The organism is Aneurinibacillus sp. XH2, assembly GCF_001439585.2.
Taxonomy (GTDB): Bacteria; Bacillota; Bacilli; order Aneurinibacillales; family Aneurinibacillaceae; genus Aneurinibacillus; species Aneurinibacillus thermoaerophilus.
Window position 1 is genome coordinate 1,404,195 of sequence record NZ_CP014140.1, and the last position, 17,204, is coordinate 1,421,398.

Annotated in this window: 14 protein-coding genes; 12 read left to right on the forward strand and 2 right to left on the reverse strand. The window is 50.5% G+C overall.

The features are described 5' to 3' along the window. Window positions 1-9: 9 nt before the first annotated feature. Window positions 10-651 (forward strand): orotate phosphoribosyltransferase, encoded by a 642-nt coding sequence (gene pyrE / locus ACH33_RS06875; RefSeq protein ID WP_057898336.1) that lies wholly within the window; start codon window positions 10-12, stop codon window positions 649-651. Window positions 652-891: 240 nt separating this feature from the next. Here the strand turns inward: pyrE and ACH33_RS06880 are convergent, their stop codons facing one another. Together ACH33_RS06880 and ACH33_RS06885 are read right to left on the reverse strand one after the other, a co-directional pair. Beyond that, the gene (locus ACH33_RS06880; RefSeq protein WP_057898337.1) at window positions 892-2,877 is read right to left on the reverse strand and encodes an oligosaccharide flippase family protein; all 1,986 of its coding nucleotides are present in this window, start codon (window positions 2,875-2,877) and stop codon (window positions 892-894) included. Between the two features lie 10 nt (window positions 2,878-2,887). Continuing rightward, window positions 2,888-4,615 carry an Rqc2 family fibronectin-binding protein gene (locus tag ACH33_RS06885; protein ID WP_057898338.1) on the reverse strand — a complete coding sequence of 576 codons (1,728 nt, stop codon included), beginning with the start codon at window positions 4,613-4,615 and terminating at the stop codon, window positions 2,888-2,890. A gap of 283 nt (window positions 4,616-4,898) precedes the next feature. Here ACH33_RS06885 and ACH33_RS06890 point away from each other — a divergent pair, with 283 nt between their 5' ends. From ACH33_RS06890 to rsmB, 11 genes are all read left to right on the forward strand, one after another. Further along, window positions 4,899-7,649 carry a calcium-translocating P-type ATPase, SERCA-type gene (locus tag ACH33_RS06890; protein ID WP_057898339.1) on the forward strand — a complete coding sequence of 917 codons (2,751 nt, stop codon included), beginning with the start codon at window positions 4,899-4,901 and terminating at the stop codon, window positions 7,647-7,649. Then, window positions 7,646-8,482: a diaminopimelate epimerase gene (gene dapF / locus ACH33_RS06895; protein WP_057898340.1), complete on the forward strand. Its 837-nt coding sequence runs from the start codon at window positions 7,646-7,648 to the stop codon at window positions 8,480-8,482. The genes ACH33_RS06890 and dapF overlap by 4 nt, the downstream gene beginning before the upstream one ends. 18 nt (window positions 8,483-8,500) lie before the next feature. Further along, a complete protein-coding gene (locus ACH33_RS06900; protein ID WP_057898341.1) occupies window positions 8,501-9,379 on the forward strand; it encodes a YicC/YloC family endoribonuclease in 879 nt (292 codons plus the stop codon). Between the two features lie 56 nt (window positions 9,380-9,435). Beyond that, the gene (gene remA / locus ACH33_RS06905) at window positions 9,436-9,696 is read left to right on the forward strand and encodes an extracellular matrix/biofilm regulator RemA (RefSeq protein ID WP_057898342.1); all 261 of its coding nucleotides are present in this window, start codon (window positions 9,436-9,438) and stop codon (window positions 9,694-9,696) included. A 16-nt stretch (window positions 9,697-9,712) separates the two neighbouring features. Next, window positions 9,713-10,330 (forward strand): guanylate kinase, encoded by a 618-nt coding sequence (gmk, locus tag ACH33_RS06910; RefSeq protein WP_057898343.1) that lies wholly within the window; start codon window positions 9,713-9,715, stop codon window positions 10,328-10,330. 4 nt (window positions 10,331-10,334) lie between these two features. Further along, window positions 10,335-10,529 (forward strand): DNA-directed RNA polymerase subunit omega, encoded by a 195-nt coding sequence (gene rpoZ, locus ACH33_RS06915; RefSeq protein WP_057898344.1) that lies wholly within the window; start codon window positions 10,335-10,337, stop codon window positions 10,527-10,529. Window positions 10,530-10,673: 144 nt separating this feature from the next. Then, a complete protein-coding gene (gene coaBC, locus ACH33_RS06920) occupies window positions 10,674-11,885 on the forward strand; it encodes a bifunctional phosphopantothenoylcysteine decarboxylase/phosphopantothenate--cysteine ligase CoaBC (RefSeq protein ID WP_057898345.1) in 1,212 nt (403 codons plus the stop codon). Further along, window positions 11,885-14,314, forward strand: coding sequence for a primosomal protein N' (priA, locus tag ACH33_RS06925; RefSeq protein WP_057898346.1), 2,430 nt, complete (start codon window positions 11,885-11,887; stop codon window positions 14,312-14,314). The genes coaBC and priA overlap by 1 nt, the downstream gene beginning before the upstream one ends. Before the next feature lie 59 nt (window positions 14,315-14,373). Beyond that, a complete protein-coding gene (gene def / locus ACH33_RS06930) occupies window positions 14,374-14,832 on the forward strand; it encodes a peptide deformylase (RefSeq protein WP_057898347.1) in 459 nt (152 codons plus the stop codon). Window positions 14,833-14,873: 41 nt separating this feature from the next. Next, complete coding sequence (gene fmt / locus ACH33_RS06935; protein ID WP_057900280.1) at window positions 14,874-15,812, forward strand: methionyl-tRNA formyltransferase; 939 nt, start codon at window positions 14,874-14,876, stop codon at window positions 15,810-15,812. After that, a complete protein-coding gene (gene rsmB / locus ACH33_RS06940) occupies window positions 15,805-17,196 on the forward strand; it encodes a 16S rRNA (cytosine(967)-C(5))-methyltransferase RsmB (protein WP_057898348.1) in 1,392 nt (463 codons plus the stop codon). The genes fmt and rsmB overlap by 8 nt, the downstream gene beginning before the upstream one ends. Window positions 17,197-17,204: the final 8 nt, after the last annotated feature.

Below are 17,204 nucleotides of genomic sequence, written 5' to 3' on the forward strand. Positions count from 1 at the left end.
TGAACCAATATGCAAACGAATATAGATACGGCAAAACAAATCGCGGCAAAGCTGCTTGAAATCGATGCGGTGGCGTTACGTCCAGACGCGCCGTTCACGTGGACATCCGGTATGAAAAGCCCTATTTATTGCGATAATCGGCTGACGATGTCTTATCCGGAAGTGCGCCGTTTGATCTGTCTTTCTTTCGCCGCGCTTATTAAAGAGAGATACCCGGAAACGGAAGTGATTGCCGGAACGGCAACGGCGGGCATTCCCCATGCGGCCTGGGCAGCAGAACAATTAAATTTGCCGATGATATACGTACGCTCTAAGCCGAAAGGACATGGAAAAGGCAACCAGATTGAGGGGAGATTAGAGCCGGGTGCGAAAGTGGTTGTGATTGAGGATTTAATTTCTACTGGTGGCAGTTCGATTGAAGCGGCGAGGGCAGTAAAAGAAGCGGGTGGAAATGTGCTCGGCGTACTCGCTATCTTTTCGTATCAGTTCCCACAGGCGGAGCAGGCATTTGCGGAAGCTGGCTTTCCATTTGAAACATTAAGCAACTATACGACGTTGCTCGAAGTCGCTCAGGAAAAAGGTGCCATCCGCCCCGAGCAACTGGAGGCACTCCATGCATGGCGCAAAAATCCCGCAGCGTATAAAGGCTAACCTTATATGTTTCGTCGTTATCATAGATAAATGAGAAGCCTCGCTGGACAAACCTAGCGGGGCTGCCTCATTTTTGTTTTAGAACAGTACGTGGACATCCTGCTTAAGGAAGTCCACTTTTTTTGCGTGTGCCCGGCATGAGCGTTATCTCTAGGGTTCAAGTTCCGAGTGGTGGTGTACATTAAAATATTTTTTCGAGAAGGACTTGCATTTTTTCATAGATGAGAGGGCGGGGGCTAGTCACCCCCTCCTACTTGATTGTTGATTTACAGGAGCGGTATACTCTGGGACAATCCGGTAGCGTGCCAGAAGGTGATATGCTTTCTGTGCTACCCGTGGGAAATAGCGGATTTCCTGCACGTCAATTCCCTTTAACCAGAACAGCGCGATACCATAACCGGCAAGGCTAAAAATGGCGATGACAGCTGATTCAATACCAAAGAACAGAAATGCCGGCATTGGAATGAGCGGTTGTACCTTGAGTCCGAGCCATACAATACTGAGACCAATGGCGCTAAGCAGTAGAGATGACAGCAAAAATCCGCGCCACTTTTCGCCGAGAATAATCAGGCGAGTATATTGACTGATTGCACGCAAATTCAGCGCCATAACGACAATGAAGCACAACGATGTCGCCGCAATAATTCCATAAATCCCAAACAGCGGTGCCAGCGCATAGTTGCCGCCCCATTTTACGAGAATGCCGATCGCGACATGGCGCATGGGCAGGTCGGTACGCCCCAGTCCCTGAAGAATGCCGGACGAGGTCATCATCAAAATTTGAAAGATTGTTCCAAAGCAGAGAAAACCGATAATCCAGGCCGCTTTTGAATACGTTTCCTCCGTGTTGCTGAACAGAAATCCATTTACTGGATATGCGGCTACCGTTAAATATAGAGCCGCTGGAACCCCGGTAATGAGCGCCACACGCAATGCCATTGAACTCATGCGTTGCACTTCGCGTTCGTCATCGCGCGAGTGCGCAGACGAGACAACAGGAATAATAGACGAACTAAGCGCAATTGCGAGAATAATCGGCAGACCTGCCAGTGACTGGGCGCTTCCACCGAGAATGCCGAGCGTGTCCATCGCTTCCTTGTACGTATGCAACTGCTCGGTAAAGAAACGGAGTGGCACGCACGGAATGTTTGTGTTTTCCGCATACTGGAACGGTCCGAGTGACTTGCTGTCCAGTTTGATATTTTCACCCAACGTAAGCGTTATTTTTACTTTTCCTCGCTCATAGAAGGCGTATTTTCTGTTTTTATCCCACGTAACTTTGCCGCCCATCGCTTCAGCTACCGGTTCAAGCGGCACCATCGTTGTATTATTGTTGTGCAGGTAAGGAGCCACTGGCAGAATTATTTCTTTGTTGCCGATGGTTGCCTCTTTATGACCGACCGCGAACGAAATGCGCTCTTCCTGCGGCGTCAACAGGCGCAGCGATGTGGATGAATCAATAAAGTAAATGAGCGGCACCGCCAATGCTGATAGAGTAATCGGCAGCGACAGGCGGAGCATTTTGCTGTAAATTTGCCGATACGTAAGTTTTTTATACCTTTTTTGCGTGGCGAGTTCACGCTTTTGTTCCGGGCGTCGCTTTTTATAGAAATAGATCATGACCCCGCAGGCGGCAATGCTGCCGGTTACAGCTCCGAATGAAGCGCCGGCGACAGCCACGTCTTTGTTATAGCCTAGATGAAGCAGCACAAGCGGCAGCGCCACTGCGGTTATGACGCGCAAAATTTGCTCCATAATTTGCGACAGACCGGTCGGTTGCATGAACTGCAGCCCCTGGAAGTATCCCCGCATGATCGCGATTAACGGGAAGAGGAGCATCGCTGGAGCGATGGCGCGGATCGCCAGCTCCGCCTGCGGTGCGAGCGTATATTTGGCGTAGTATGGCGCGATGATCATCATCAATGCGAACATGACAAAACCGGTCACAAGCGCAAAATTGCGGGCTGCTTTATAGGTCTGATACGCCTCGTGATATTGGCCGATAGCCGTATATTCCGAGATTTGTTTGCTTAAGGCGCTCGGCACGCCCAGCGTGGCGATAATAAGCAGCATGCTATAAATATTGTAGGAAATAGTGTACAGCGTCATCCCGTCATTCCCCATAATATGCTGGAGCGGAACGCGCTGGCCGACGCCCAGTACGCGCGAAATGACGGCTGCCAAGGTTAGAATCAGCGTGCCTTTTAAAAATGAGTTCTTTGACATACTTCATTCCTCAAGACGTTGTAGTTTTCGTTTTCATTAGTTTGCGGACAACTTCTTCGTCCGGTGTGACAAATAGTGTTTTTTGTTGCTCGTAGATCACAAATCCCGGTTTGGCGCTTTTCGGTTTTTTCACATGACGTATAAGTGTATAATCGACAGGAACTTGGCTGGAATGACGCGCCTTGCTGTAATAAGCGGCAAGCGTTGCTGCTTCCGACAGCGTCGTTTCGCCGAAATCTGTTCCGCGGATGACCACATGCGAACCGGGAATGTCTTTCGTATGCAACCATGTGTCGTTTGGAGAGGCCAGCCGGTTGGTTAGATAATCGTTTTGCTTGTTGTTTTTCCCTACATAAATATCTACGCCTTCACTGGAGATATAACGTTCAAGCACAGGTTTTTTCGGCTTTCCTTTTTTCATTTTTTCCGGGCGCTTCCGCAGATAGCCCTGTTCGGACAGTTCTTCGCGAATTTCTTCAATGTCCAAAAGCCCTGCATTCTCAATTTGCTGTAGCACGGTATCCAGATAATGTACTTCCTCTTCCGCTGCGGCGATTTGTTCATCGATGACAGCGAGGCTATTCTTCGCTTTTGTATACCGCTTAAAATACGCCTGTGCGTTCTCCGCTGGCGTAAGTGCCGGATCAAGCGGAATCGTGATCTCGGGCGCCTCTTCCTCGTAGTAGTTTACCACTTTTGCTTCCGTTTGGCCTTTAGTCATTTGGTATAGATTTGCTGTAATCAGTTCACCGTATATCTGGTATTTGCGCGCGTTTTCCGCCTGCTGTTTCGTTTCTAGTAATTTTTCGATCTTCTTCTCGTTTTTGTTCCTCTCATTGGTGATAAACCGTACCAAATCGTGCATACGCTGCTTGACGGTGTCGCGTTCCGCTTTGCCTTGGTAGAACGCTTCAAGACATTCGCTAACCGTAGGGAACGTTTCGCTTTCTTTCGCTGGTAAGTGGGTTAAAGGAATGACGGAAAAATATTCTTTTTTATCCGTGCGAATAAGCATGGGTGTATAGGAATGGCGTCGGGTCGGCTCCAGCGTTTCCGAGAAAGCAGACCATAGCCGATCCTGCGTCGCAAGTCCTGCACGATGCACGATTTCATCCGCGATCAGAGGGCTTATCCCCGCGAAAGCCCCGACGATTTGTTTGGAAATTTTCCCTTCATTAAAATGGATTTTGCGCATAAAGTCTTCTTTTGTCGCGGCGAGCGGGTTAAGCTTGTTTTGTGGTGGCGGAGCCACATATGGACGTCCGGGCAGAACAACTCGATAACGACTGACCGCGGGGGTGACATGGTGGATCCCGTCGTGAATCATTCCGCTCTCAGGGTCCATAAGAATTAAGTTGCTGTGGCGGCCCATGATTTCAAGCACAATTCGCTTTGGCCGCTCATCTCCGAGTTCGTCGCGGCTTCTAAGGTCAATATGGATGATGCGCTCCATATTCGTTTGGCGGATGGCTTCAATAATAGCCCCTTCGCAGTATTTGCGAAGTAGCATGCAGAACATCGGCGCTTCCAGCGGGTTTTGGTAGCTTATATTCGTGATATGTATACGCGGAAAACTCAGGCTTGCCGAAAGCAGAACCCGGACGTTTCCAGATCGTGTTCTTACTTGCATGACAATATCCGTATCGGTCGGCTGATAGACTTTCATAATGCGGCCGGTGGCGAGCTTTTCATGCAGCTCGTGGGCCACCGCGCGCGTCACAATGCCGTCAAAGGCCATGGTTATCTCACCTTCCTATTTCTCTTACCGCTGCACAACGATCAAAATATCAAAAGAAACAAATGTATGCGGCGGAAAAACGATGCAGACTAACATTGTAGATTATACTATAAACTTTTCACGCGTGTTGGTAAATCTATGATAAATATAGTTTGACGTATCTACATTCTTATACCATTGTTGCGAAGTCGATATATCAAGTTCAATGCAGATAGCATTTTTTGCAGCTTGTCAGAATACATTAGGTTTGAAAAACAAGGATCGGAGCAAAGGAGGCACCTGCATGAATGGGCAGCATTATTGGTTTAGTTATTCAGAAGAGGAACTTTCGCGCACTCTCAAAACGGATGTAAAACAAGGGTTGACCGAAGAAGAAGCGCAGTTACGGCTTCGGACAATCGGGCCGAACGTGCTGGCGGAGAAGCAGAAAATTTCGCCGCTTATGATGTTTCTCGGGCAATTCAAGGATTTTATGGTGCTTGTGTTGCTTGTTGCTACGCTTATTTCTGGCTTCTTGGGCGAATATGTGGATGCGATCACCATTATTGCGATTGTGATCATTAACGGTATTCTCGGTTTTATTCAAGAGTACCGGGCGGAGCGTTCGTTATCTGCGCTGAAAGAATTGACTGCTCCGATGGCATATTGCGTAAGGGACGGGCAACTTGTTCATATTCCTGCCAAACAATTGGTCCCAGGTGATATTATTTATCTGGAAGGCGGTGACCGCATCCCGGCTGATGTCCGTTTTCTGTCCGCAAACGGTTTGCATGTGGAAGAGTCCACACTGACAGGCGAATCGGTTCCAGTTATGAAAAAAAGCACGGTATTGCCTCATGAAGCGATTCCGCTCGGTGATCAAATCAACATGGGGTTTATGGGCACGATGGTCACTGCCGGAACAGGATATGCCGTAGTACTCACTACGGGCATGATGACGGAAATGGGGAAAATCGCCCATTTGCTACAAACGACGGAAACGCTCCAGACACCGTTGCAGGCTAAGTTGGAACAGCTTGGAAAAATCCTTATCGCAGTCGCACTTACGCTTACTGCTCTTGTAGTAGCGGCCGGAATTTTTCATGGGCAGAAAGCTTATGAGATGTTTCTTGCCGGGGTTAGTTTGGCTGTCGCCGCGATTCCGGAAGGATTGCCCGCAATTGTCACGGTAGCGCTCGCGCTGGGCGTACAACGCATGATTAGGCGTCGTGCCATCGTCCGCAAGCTTCCGTCGGTTGAAACGCTCGGCAGCGCCAGCGTGATTTGCTCGGACAAAACCGGAACCTTGACGCAGAATAAAATGACGGTAACTCATGTGTGGCTGGAGAACTCTATTATTGGAGTAACAGGCACTGGCTATGAGCCAGAAGGAAAATTTTTTACGGGCAACCAGCAGGTTCGGGCTCAGGCCCATGGAACGCTTTATAAACTTTTGCAGCTTGGCGTTTTGTGCAATAATGCGCATTTAGAGCATCAGCAGGAGGAAAGAAAAGGGCTTTTTAGGAAAACGGAAGAGCAGTGGGTGGTAAATGGCGATCCAACGGAAGGTGCATTGCTTGTGGCGGCAGGAAAAGCGGATATTACACGCGCGAAGATGGAGGAAACATGGACGAGAGTCCGCGAATTTCCGTTCGATTCCACCCGAAAGATGATGTCCGTCATCGTACAGGATCGATACAACAAAAGAATGTTGGTCGCCAAGGGGGCTCCCGATGTACTGCTAAGCCGCTGCACGCATGTTTTATGGAAGGGACATCCGACTCCGCTTACGCCGACAATGCGCCGTCATATTATTTCCGCCAACGAAACGCTGGCCAGGCAGGCGTTGCGCGTGCTGGCGATTGCATATCGCGATTTGCGCGCGGGCGAGACGCCGGGTAACGAGCAGATGGCAGAACGTGGCCTCGTGCTCGTCGGTCTTGTGGGAATGATTGATCCGCCGCGCCCGGAAGCGAAAGCGGCCATCCGCCGCTGCCGCCAGGCCGGAATCAAGACAGTGATGATTACGGGCGATCATCAGACAACGGCGGAAGCGATCGCTGACCAGCTCAGCATTTTGCCGCCGGGCGGGTTGACATTAAATGGACAGGATTTATATAATATGTCCGATAGTGAGTTCGAGTCGATTGTGGATAATGTATACGTTTACGCTCGTGTATCGCCGGAACACAAGCTTCGAATCGTGAAGGCTCTTCAGAAGAGGGGGCATGTTGTGGCGATGACAGGCGACGGCGTAAACGATGCGCCTGCGATTAAAGCGGCCGACATCGGAATCGCGATGGGGATTACCGGAACTGATGTGACGAAGGAAGCGGCTTCTTTGGTGCTTGCCGACGACAATTTTGCCACGATTGAGGCGGCGATTGAAGAAGGGCGCACGATTTATGACAACATTCGCAAGTTTATTCGCTATTTGCTCGCCTCTAACGTGGGGGAAATTATGGTCATGTTTTTTGCGATGCTGGCCGGATTGCCTTTGCCGCTCGTTCCGATTCAGATTCTTTGGGTCAATCTTGTTACGGATGGATTACCAGCTTTGGCGCTTGGAGTAGATCAACCGGAAGAAGCGACGATGAAGCGCCCTCCGCGCTCACGGCATGAAAATGTGTTCGCGCGTGGACTGGCCTGGAAAATTGTATCGCGCGGCCTGCTCATCGGTCTTGTAACGCTTACGGCGTTCTGGATTGCGTATGAAGCGTATCCCGGCGAGCTTACGCGGGCACAGACAATTGCGTTTGCGACGCTCGTGATGGCACAGTTAATCCACGTGTTTGACTGCCGGAGCGAGATTTCAATTTTTAGCCGTAATCCGCTGCAGAATAAATACCTTGTGCTGGCGGTGCTCTCTTCCGTACTGCTGGTGCTACCGGTGATTTACTTGCCGGTGCTACAGCCGATTTTTGGCACGGTGGCGCTCACGGCATACGAATGGTTATTTATTGTACTGCTGGCCGGAATACCGACGTTTGCGACAGGATGTTTCTCCCTGCTGCGTATAAAGTCCGGCAAGCAGGGAAGGGTGAGAGAGAGTTGAATTTTACGAAAATGAATGGGTTGGGCAACGATTTTATTATCGTTGCCCATTTTGAGACTTTGCCGGAGAATGCATCTGATATGGCTCGTGTGATGTGTGACCGGCATTTTGGAATTGGTGCGGACGGACTTGTGTTTGTATTGCCGTCAGACAAGGCGGATGTATGCATGCGCATTATCAATGCGGACGGTTCGGAAGCTGAACAGTGCGGCAATGCCGTGCGCTGTGTAGCCAAGTATGCGTATGACCACGGGATTGCGCGAAAAGAAGCGCTCACCGTGGAGACACTTGCCGGGATTCAGCGCGTATGGTTAACCGTGGAGAACGAAAAAGTTTCCTTGGTAAAAGTTGATATGGGTGCGCCGATTTTATACGGGCCTTCCATTCCGGTTGCGATTGACCGTGAGCAAGTGATCGATCATCCGATTGAAGCGGAGGGCAAGACATTTTCCTTTACAGGGGTCTCGATGGGGAATCCGCACGCAGTCATCTTCGTTGATAATGCCTTGGACTTTGATGTGGAAAAATGGGGTTCGCTTCTGGAAAAGCATTCCTTATTTCCGAACAAAGCGAACATTGAGTTCGTATCTGTTACGTCCCCACAGGAAGTAGAGATGCGTGTCTGGGAGCGCGGGTGCGGGCAGACGTTTGCCTGCGGCACGGGAGCGTGCGCCACGGTGGTGGCTGGCGCGCTTACCGGACGGACGAATCGCCGTGCGCTTGTTCATTTGAAAGGCGGCGATCTTGAAATTGAATGGGCTGAAACGGACGACCATGTTTACATGATAGGGCCTGCCGAAGAGGTATTTACAGGAACATGGTGCAAAAGGTAGCGGCAGGAGGTGAGGATAATGGTACACAGCATGACAGGATATGGTCGTGCGGAGAAAAAAGGGGAAGGCGTTTCGTTTACCGTGGAAATGCGCTCCGTTAATCATCGTTTTAGCGAAGTGGCGATCCGCATGCCGCGCGAGTTGACCGCGCTGGAAGACGCGGTACGTAAAAAAGTTCTTTCCTATGTCCGCCGCGGACGTGTGGACGTTTTTATTACGATGGAGACGGAAGTTTCCCCGTCTTCGCTCACTGTGAATTGGGAATTGGCCCGTCAGTATAAAGAGGCGGCAGAAAAAATGGGACAAATGTTCGACTTGGACCACCAGATGTCGGCACGTGAGCTGTTGCTTTTGCCGGATGTGGTGGAAGTAGGCAAAGAAGCGGTTGACTCGGAGACCTATCGGGAGCCGATGCTGGTCGCGGTAGAAGAAGCGGCGGCCATGCTCGTTGCCATGCGCCGCAAAGAAGGACAGGCGCTGCGCGAAGATATTCTGGGCCGCATTAATGTTATGAAACGCTTGGTTGAGGAATTAGCTGTGCTTGCTCCGAAAGTGGCGGAAGCGTACCGTGAGCGAATTTTCGCCCGGATTGAAGAATACATACAGGGCCGCTATGACATTGATGAATCGCGCCTGCTCCATGAGGTCGCGGTGTTTGCAGAGCGCGCCGACATTTCTGAAGAGATTACGCGCTTGCGCAGCCATTTTTCCCAGTTCGGACAGATCGCGGATGAAACGGAAGCGATCGGGCGCAAGCTGGATTTTCTTGTACAGGAATGCCATCGGGAAATCAATACGATTGGCGCCAAGGCAAATCATCTGGAAATCAGTCAGAAAGTGGTCATTTTGAAAGCTGAGTTAGAAAAAGTGAAAGAACAGGTGCAAAATATAGAATAAAGCAGTAGAATAAGAGTTAATCCAATAATCCCGCTGAAACAGGGAGGCGTAAATGAATGGCCATTAAATTGATCAATATAGGATTCGGAAATATTGTCTCAGCCAATCGCATTATTTCGATTGTGAGCCCGGAATCTGCACCGATTAAACGCATCATCCAGGAAGCGCGGGAACGTGGTATGCTGATTGACGCAACGTACGGCAGGCGTACACGTGCGGTAATCGTCACAGATAGCGACCATGTGATTTTGTCGGCTGTGCAACCGGAAACAGTGGCCCACCGGTTGACCAGCAAAGACGATGATTCTGACGAATAATTGAACGGGGGATTGTATGACGCAAAACAGAGGATTGTTGCTTGTTTTGTCAGGGCCGTCCGGCGTCGGAAAAGGGACGGTATGCGCCGCACTTCGGCCGCGTATGAAAGAGCTTGTATATTCGGTATCGGCGACGACGCGCGCGCCGCGCGCTGGAGAAATAGACGGGGTGAACTATTTCTTTAAGACAAAAGAAGAATTTAAAGCAATGATCGAGAATGACGAATTGCTGGAATGGGCAGAATATGTTGGTAATTTCTACGGCACGCCCCGCAAATTTGTGGAAGATACGCTTGCGAGCGGCCTTGATGTTATTTTGGAGATTGAAGTACAGGGGGCGCTGCAAGTTAAGCAGAAGTTTCCAGAGGGAATATTCATTTTCCTTGCACCGCCCGATTTGAAAGAGCTTCGCTCCCGCATCACCGGCCGGGGGACGGAAACGGAAGAAAGCATCCACAAGCGGATGATGATGGCGAAGGCGGAAATCGAGCTGATGGATCATTATAATTATGTTGTTGTCAACGATGAAGTGGACAAGGCCTGCGAACGCATCGAAGCCATCGTGACGGCCGAACATCTGAAAAAAGAGCGACAAATCACGAAATACCGTGATTGGCTTAAGGAGGTTTTTTGACGCTATGATTTATCCTTCTATTGATGTATTGCTTAAAAAAGTGGACAGCAAATATACGCTGGTGAGCATCGCTGCGAAACGCGCCCGCCAGATGCGCGAGCAGAACAAATTTTTGCTTGAAAAGCCTGTTTCCCACAAATTTGTCGGCATCGCGCTGGAGGAACTGCACGCCGGAAAAATCGATTTTGAAAGAAAGTAAGACGGCAAACAAAAGAGAGCGCATATCGGAACCGGGGCTCATGTAAAACATACGCGGGAACGATATGCGCTTTTTCTGCATGATGAGGGAAAAAGGCACGCATGTATTTTATGCATCAGGTTCCTGTACGGAGGGAGAAAACAAATGAAGGGAAAAACGATTGTGATCGGTGTCGCGGGAGGTATCGCGATATATAAAATTGCCGATTTATGCAGTAAATTGACACAAAAGGGCGCGGATGTATGGGTTCTGATGACCGAGGCGGCGACAAAGTTTGTCCAGCCGGTTACTTTTCAAGCGCTCGTACGAAATCCGGTACTAACCGACATATTCCAAGAACCGAATCCATCGGTGATTTCTCATATTGATGTAGCGGATCGGGCTGATTTGTTTTTGATTGCACCTGCGACAGCCAACATTATCGGTAAAATGGCGAACGGCATCGCTGACGACATTGTAACTACAGCTTATCTGGCTACGAAAGCCCCGGTATGGATTGCGCCCGCGATGAATGTAAACATGTACAATCATCCGGCGGTTCAGCATAATATTCGCCGTCTCGCGGAATACGGCTACCGGTTTATTGAACCTGCGGAAGGGTATCTTGCGTGTGGCTGGATCGGCAAGGGCCGCCTGGCTGAGCCTATGGATATTTTGCAGGAGATGGAAAGATTTTTCGCTGCGGTAGAGCGCCAAGATATGAAGGACATCCGCCTGCTTGTAACGGCGGGCGCAACCCGAGAAGCGGTCGATCCTGTGCGTTTTTTCACGAACCGTTCGTCTGGAAAAATGGGGTACGCGATTGCGGAAGCGGCGGCCAAGCGCGGCGCGAAGGTAACGCTGGTGAGCGGAAAAACCGATCTCACTCCGCCCGCAGGCGTGGAGTTTGTGGAAGTGACGTCGGCGGAAGATATGTACCAGGCTGTTATTTCGCGTTATGATGACATGGATATTGTAGTCAAAGCGGCTGCGGTGGCCGATTATCGCCCGAAAGTTGTACATAGCCAGAAAATGAAGAAAAAATCCGGTGATCTTGTGCTGGAGCTTACGCGGACACGCGATATTCTTGCGGATCTTGGCAAACGCAAGACGCATCAATTCCTTGTAGGATTTGCCGCAGAGACGGAAAACGTGGAAGAAAACGCGCGAGGCAAGCTAGAGCGGAAAAACGCGGATATGATCGTGGCGAATAACGTGACACAAAGCGGTGCTGGCTTTGGCGTGGATACTAACATTGTTACCATTTATACGCGGGATGGAAAAAGCGAGGCGCTGCCGCAGATGAGAAAAACGGAGATTGCCGACTGCTTGCTGGATAAAGTGCTTGAGGCACGCGGGGGGCAAAAACGGCAGTGATGTATGCCCGGGTTATTGTTGACGTGCCGGTCATAGATACGGATCGTCCGTTTGATTACCGGATTCCTCCGGCGCTTGCACCGTTTGTACAGGTTGGAAGCCGCGTTTCCGTCCCGTTTGGCCCTCGCAAACTGCAAGGGTTTGTGATTGAGTTGTCTGAAGTGTCGGAAGTAAAAAAAACGCGTGATATTCTCGATGTGCTTGATGTGGAGCCTCCGCTGACCGAGGAAATGGTATGGTTGGCCAGACGTATGAGCGAGCGTTACATGTGCACATACTATGCTGCGCTGCAAGCGATGATTCCAGCGGTTTTGCGCTCAAGCTACGAAAAGCAAATTTCTTTGACTCCGGCAGGAGAGATGTTTGTGCCGGTACTTCCGGAAGAACAAGCATTTTACCAATATATCGCGAAACGTCAGCCTGTGTCTTGGAATAAAGTAATAAAAGAGTTCCCTGATGCCGCAGGCTGGATTGATGAAGGCATTAAGCAAGGTCGGCTTACAGTGGAGCAGGTGGTAGGTGATCGGGCCACCACAAAAAACGTAACGATTCTTTCGCCTGCGGTTTCCATAGAAGAGCTGGAAACTGCGCTGGAAAAGCTTCCGAAAACAGCGGTGCGGCAGAAAGAGGTTTTGTCCCACTTCATTCATTTTTACGGCCCCATTTCGCAGCCTGAGTTGCTTTCTATGCTTGGCATCTCAAACCACGCTATAAAAAGCTTGGTGGATAAAGGTTTGCTTAATAGCCAGGAGGTAGAAGATTATCGCGATCCGTTTGCCGGGCGGAAGTTTAAGCCTGTGACGAAGCACGTGTTTACCGCCCAGCAGCAGGCCGTTATCGACGGTATTACGGAGGGGATGAATCCGCCTGTTTATTTTCCGTGCCTGTTGCACGGAGTGACAGGCAGCGGAAAGACGGAAGTCTATCTTGAGATTATGGAACGTACCATTGCGCAGGGGCGAGAAGCGATTTTGCTCGTGCCAGAAATTTCGCTTACACCGCAGATGGTGAACCGGTTCAAAGGCCGGTTCGGCAGCCAGGTTGCGGTGATGCACAGCCGCCTTTCGCAAGGGGAGCGCTATGACGAGTGGCGGAAAATTCGGCGTGGCGAAGTAAAAGTCGCCATCGGCGCGCGTTCCGCTATTTTCGCTCCATTTCAAAATCTGGGTCTTATTATTCTAGATGAAGAACATGAAGGTTCGTATAAACAGGAGGAGACGCCGCGCTACCATGCCCGTACGATTGCCCAGTACCGTGGTATGCGCCACAAAGCGGTCGTTATTTTCGGCAGCGCTACTCCGTCGATGGAATCGTACCATGAGGCAAGGAGAGGAGCGATTCGTTTCTTTGAAATGAAAGACAGGGTGCATAACCGGCCGCTTCCGAAAGTCATAGTAGTGGATATGCGTGAAGAATTGCGGGAAGGAAACCGAACGATGTTCAGCAGGCCGCTTATGGCCGCCATTCACGATCGGTTAAGCAAACATGAGCAGATGGTCATGTTTTTGAATCGGCGCGGCTTTTCTACGTTCGTCATGTGTCGTTCTTGCGGTTACGTCGCTCAGTGCCCGCACTGCGACATTTCGTTAACGTACCATCGCAGCAACCGGACGCTTCGCTGTCATTACTGCGGTTTTACGGAACGTGAACCGCGTGTTTGCCCGGAATGCGGAAGCGAACACATTCGTTTCTTTGGCGCGGGCACGCAAAAAGTTGAAGAAGAGCTGGCCCGCTATTTTCCGGGGATTCGCGTCATTCGAATGGATGTTGATACTACGGGACGGAAGGGCGCACACGAAAAGTTGTTGCAGGCGTTTCGTGAAGGAAAGGGCGACGTACTTTTGGGTACGCAAATGATCGCCAAAGGACTCGATTTTCCGAACGTCACACTTGTTGGTGTGTTGGCGGCGGACAGTATGCTGCACTTGCCGGATTTCCGCGCCGCGGAGCGTACGTTCCAACTGATCACTCAAGTAGGTGGCCGGGCAGGTCGGCATGAAAAAACGGGCGAAGTCATACTTCAGACATACAATACGGAGCATTATAGCATCCGGTATGCAAGCCAGCACAATTATGAATCTTTTTTTGTGGAAGAAATCAAGCAGCGCTATGAGAAAAACTATCCGCCCTACTATCGGCTCATCTTGTTTACGTTTGCGCATGAAAATGTACCGCTGGTAGTTAAAACAGCAGAGCGGTTTGCGAAGCGTCTCCGCGAAATCATTCCGCCGGGCGCATATTTGCTAGGGCCGGTCGCTTCGCCCATTGCTCGTATCAAAGATAGATATCGTTTCCAATGCATGATAAAATATAAAAATGATCCGTATGTATCATCTGCCGTACACAGGATCGTGCGGGCATTTGAAGAGGAACGAAAAAAAACGGGAATTACGCTTACGGTAGACGTAGACCCGCAAATGATGATGTAATGCAAGAAGGTGGTGGCTTCTAATTAAAGATGCTTCCGCTTGTGTAGGAGGAAAAAATAATGAGTATTCGAATGATCGTAAAGCATCCGAACCCGGTTTTGCGGGAAAAATGTAAAGAAGTAACAAAATTTAATGCAAATCTTCACAAATTGCTTGATGATATGGCTGAAACAATGTATGACGCGGAAGGTGTCGGCCTGGCCGCGCCACAGGTAGGTATTACCAAACGCGTTATTGTCATTGATGTTGGTGATGGGATTATCGAAATGGTGAACCCGGAAATTATCGAAATGAAGGGGGAACAGTTTGGCCCGGAAGGTTGTTTAAGCATTCCGGGGCTCGTGGGCGATGTTCGCCGCGCCCGTTGGGTAAAAGCGAAAGCTCAGGATCGCCATGGCAAAGAATTTATTATTGAAGGGGAAGACTTGCTTGCGCGTGCCATTCAACATGAGATCGATCATTTGAATGGTGTACTGTTTATCGATATTGCAGAGAAGACGTATGCAGCAAAAGAATAGAAGGGACGCAGAAGGAGTGGAAGCTTGTGCGAATCGTTTTTATGGGCACCCCGGATTTCGCGGTGCCCTGTTTGCAGAAGTTGGCGGAGGAAAAGTATAACATCGTCGCGGTAGTGACGCAGCCGGATCGTCCGAAGGGCCGGAAAAAGCAGCTGACTCCGCCGCCGGTGAAAGAAGCCGCTCTAAAACTGGGGATTCCGGTGTTGCAGCCGGAAAAATTAAAAAGGAACGGCACGGAAGACATTCTAGCTTATGAACCGGATTTAATCGTTACCGCCGCATTCGGACAAATTCTCCCGAAAGAGATCATTGAGTATCCGAAGTATGGCTGCATTAATGTACACGCCTCTCTTTTGCCTGCGTACCGCGGCGGCGCGCCGATTCACAAGGCCATTATTGACGGACAACAAGAAACGGGTGTAACCATTATGTATATGGTCGAAAAATTGGACGCGGGCGATATTTTGAGCCAGGTGCGTGTCACGATTGAAGAGAGCGATAATGTGGGGACAATGCACGATAAGTTGAGCAAAGCGGGAGCCCGGTTGCTCGTCGAGACGATTCCGAAGCTGATAAGCGGTGAAATTCAGCCGGTGCCGCAGGATGAGGCCCGAGTGACGTATGCCTGGAACATCCAGCGGAAAGATGAGAGGCTTGACTGGACGAAAAGCGCGCGTCAGTTGTTTAACCAAGTGCGCGGCCTGAACCCTTGGCCAGTGGCGTACACAGAGGTGGACGGTCAGGTAATGAAAGTGTGGGAGGCGTATGTACTGCAAGAAGACGGGAAAGGTGCCGAAGAGCCAGGTACGATTCTTTCGGTCGCGCCGGAAGGTATCGATGTGCAGACCGGGGAAGGCGTGCTGCGCCTGACACGCATTCAACCGGCCGGCAAGAAAGCGATGGCGGTAGCGGATTATGTGAGGGGAAGCGCAAGCGTGGCATCGGGCATGTGTTTTGCGACGGGGTCTGGCGATGAGTAGGCGGAAGAAAGCGCTGCCCGAACCAGGGAACGCCCGTGAACTTGCGGTGCGTGTGCTCACGGATATCGAGAACCGGCAGGCGTACAGCAATCTGGAACTAAAGCGCGTACTGGAGCAGACAAAGCTGCTGCATCGGGATAAAGCTCTGGCAACAGAGCTTGTCTACGGGACGATAAGCCGCTTATATACGCTTGACTGGATGCTTGCGCAATTTGTAAATCAACCGCTCGACAAACTGGAAGGATGGGCGCGCAACTTGCTGCGTATCAGCTTCTATCAACTGACCTATCTTGATCGCATTCCGGCCCACGCCGTCGTGCATGAAGCGGTAGAAATTGCTAAAGTGTGGGGGCATAAAGGCGTTGCCGGAATGGTTAACGGCGTGCTGCGCAACCGACTGCGCCATCCAGAAAGAGTTGACATTCCGGCCGATTTACCACCAGTGGAACGCATCGCGCTTGTCCATTCCCATCCGAAGTGGATGGTGGAAGAATGGCTGCGACGCTTTGGCGAAGTGGAGACAGAGAACATGTGTGCTGCAAACAATCAGCCGCCGCGCTTGAGTCTTCGGGCTAATGTTCTTCGTGCAACGAGGGATGAACTCATCGCCCAGATTGAAAAGCAGGCCACGGATGCGGAAGTAGAGCCTTCCATGATCGCTCCGGAAGGAGTCATCGCAAGCGATGTCGGCAATATCGCTGAATTGCCAGCCTACACGAGCGGTTCTTGCACGGTACAGGATGAAAGTTCGATGCTGGTCGCGCGGGCGCTTGCGCCGGAAGCAGGCATGAGGGTGCTCGACATGTGCGCTGCGCCGGGCGGAAAGACAACTCATATTGCTGAGCTCATGGGCAATAAGGGACAAATTATTGCGCTGGATGTGCATCCGCATAAGATCAAGCTGATCGAAGCGAACGCATTTCGCCTTGGTATTTCGATTATTCGCGCGCGCCATGGGGATGCGCGGGATGCGGCCCGTCTGCTGGCTGGTGAGACGTTTGACCGGATTCTTGTGGACGCACCGTGCACAGGACTTGGTGTTATCCGCCGCAAACCGGATATTAAATGGTACAAATGGCAAGAAGACGCGCGGGCCATCAGCGAAATTCAGTACGAAATATTATGTGCTGCTTCCCGTCTTGCTGCGCCAGGAAGCAAAATAGTTTACAGCACATGCACCGTGCAGCCGGAAGAAAATATCGAGCTGGTGCGCCGCTTTTTAGCCGGGCATCCGGAATGGGAACTGGACAAATCGCTCATCCAGGATATGCCCAGAGCGTTGCAGGAGAAGTATCCAACGCTTGTCGAGGGGTATGTGCAAATTTTGCCCCATCATTTCCATACAGACGGCTTTTTTATTTCTCGCCTGAAAATGAAACAATAGTAGGAAGC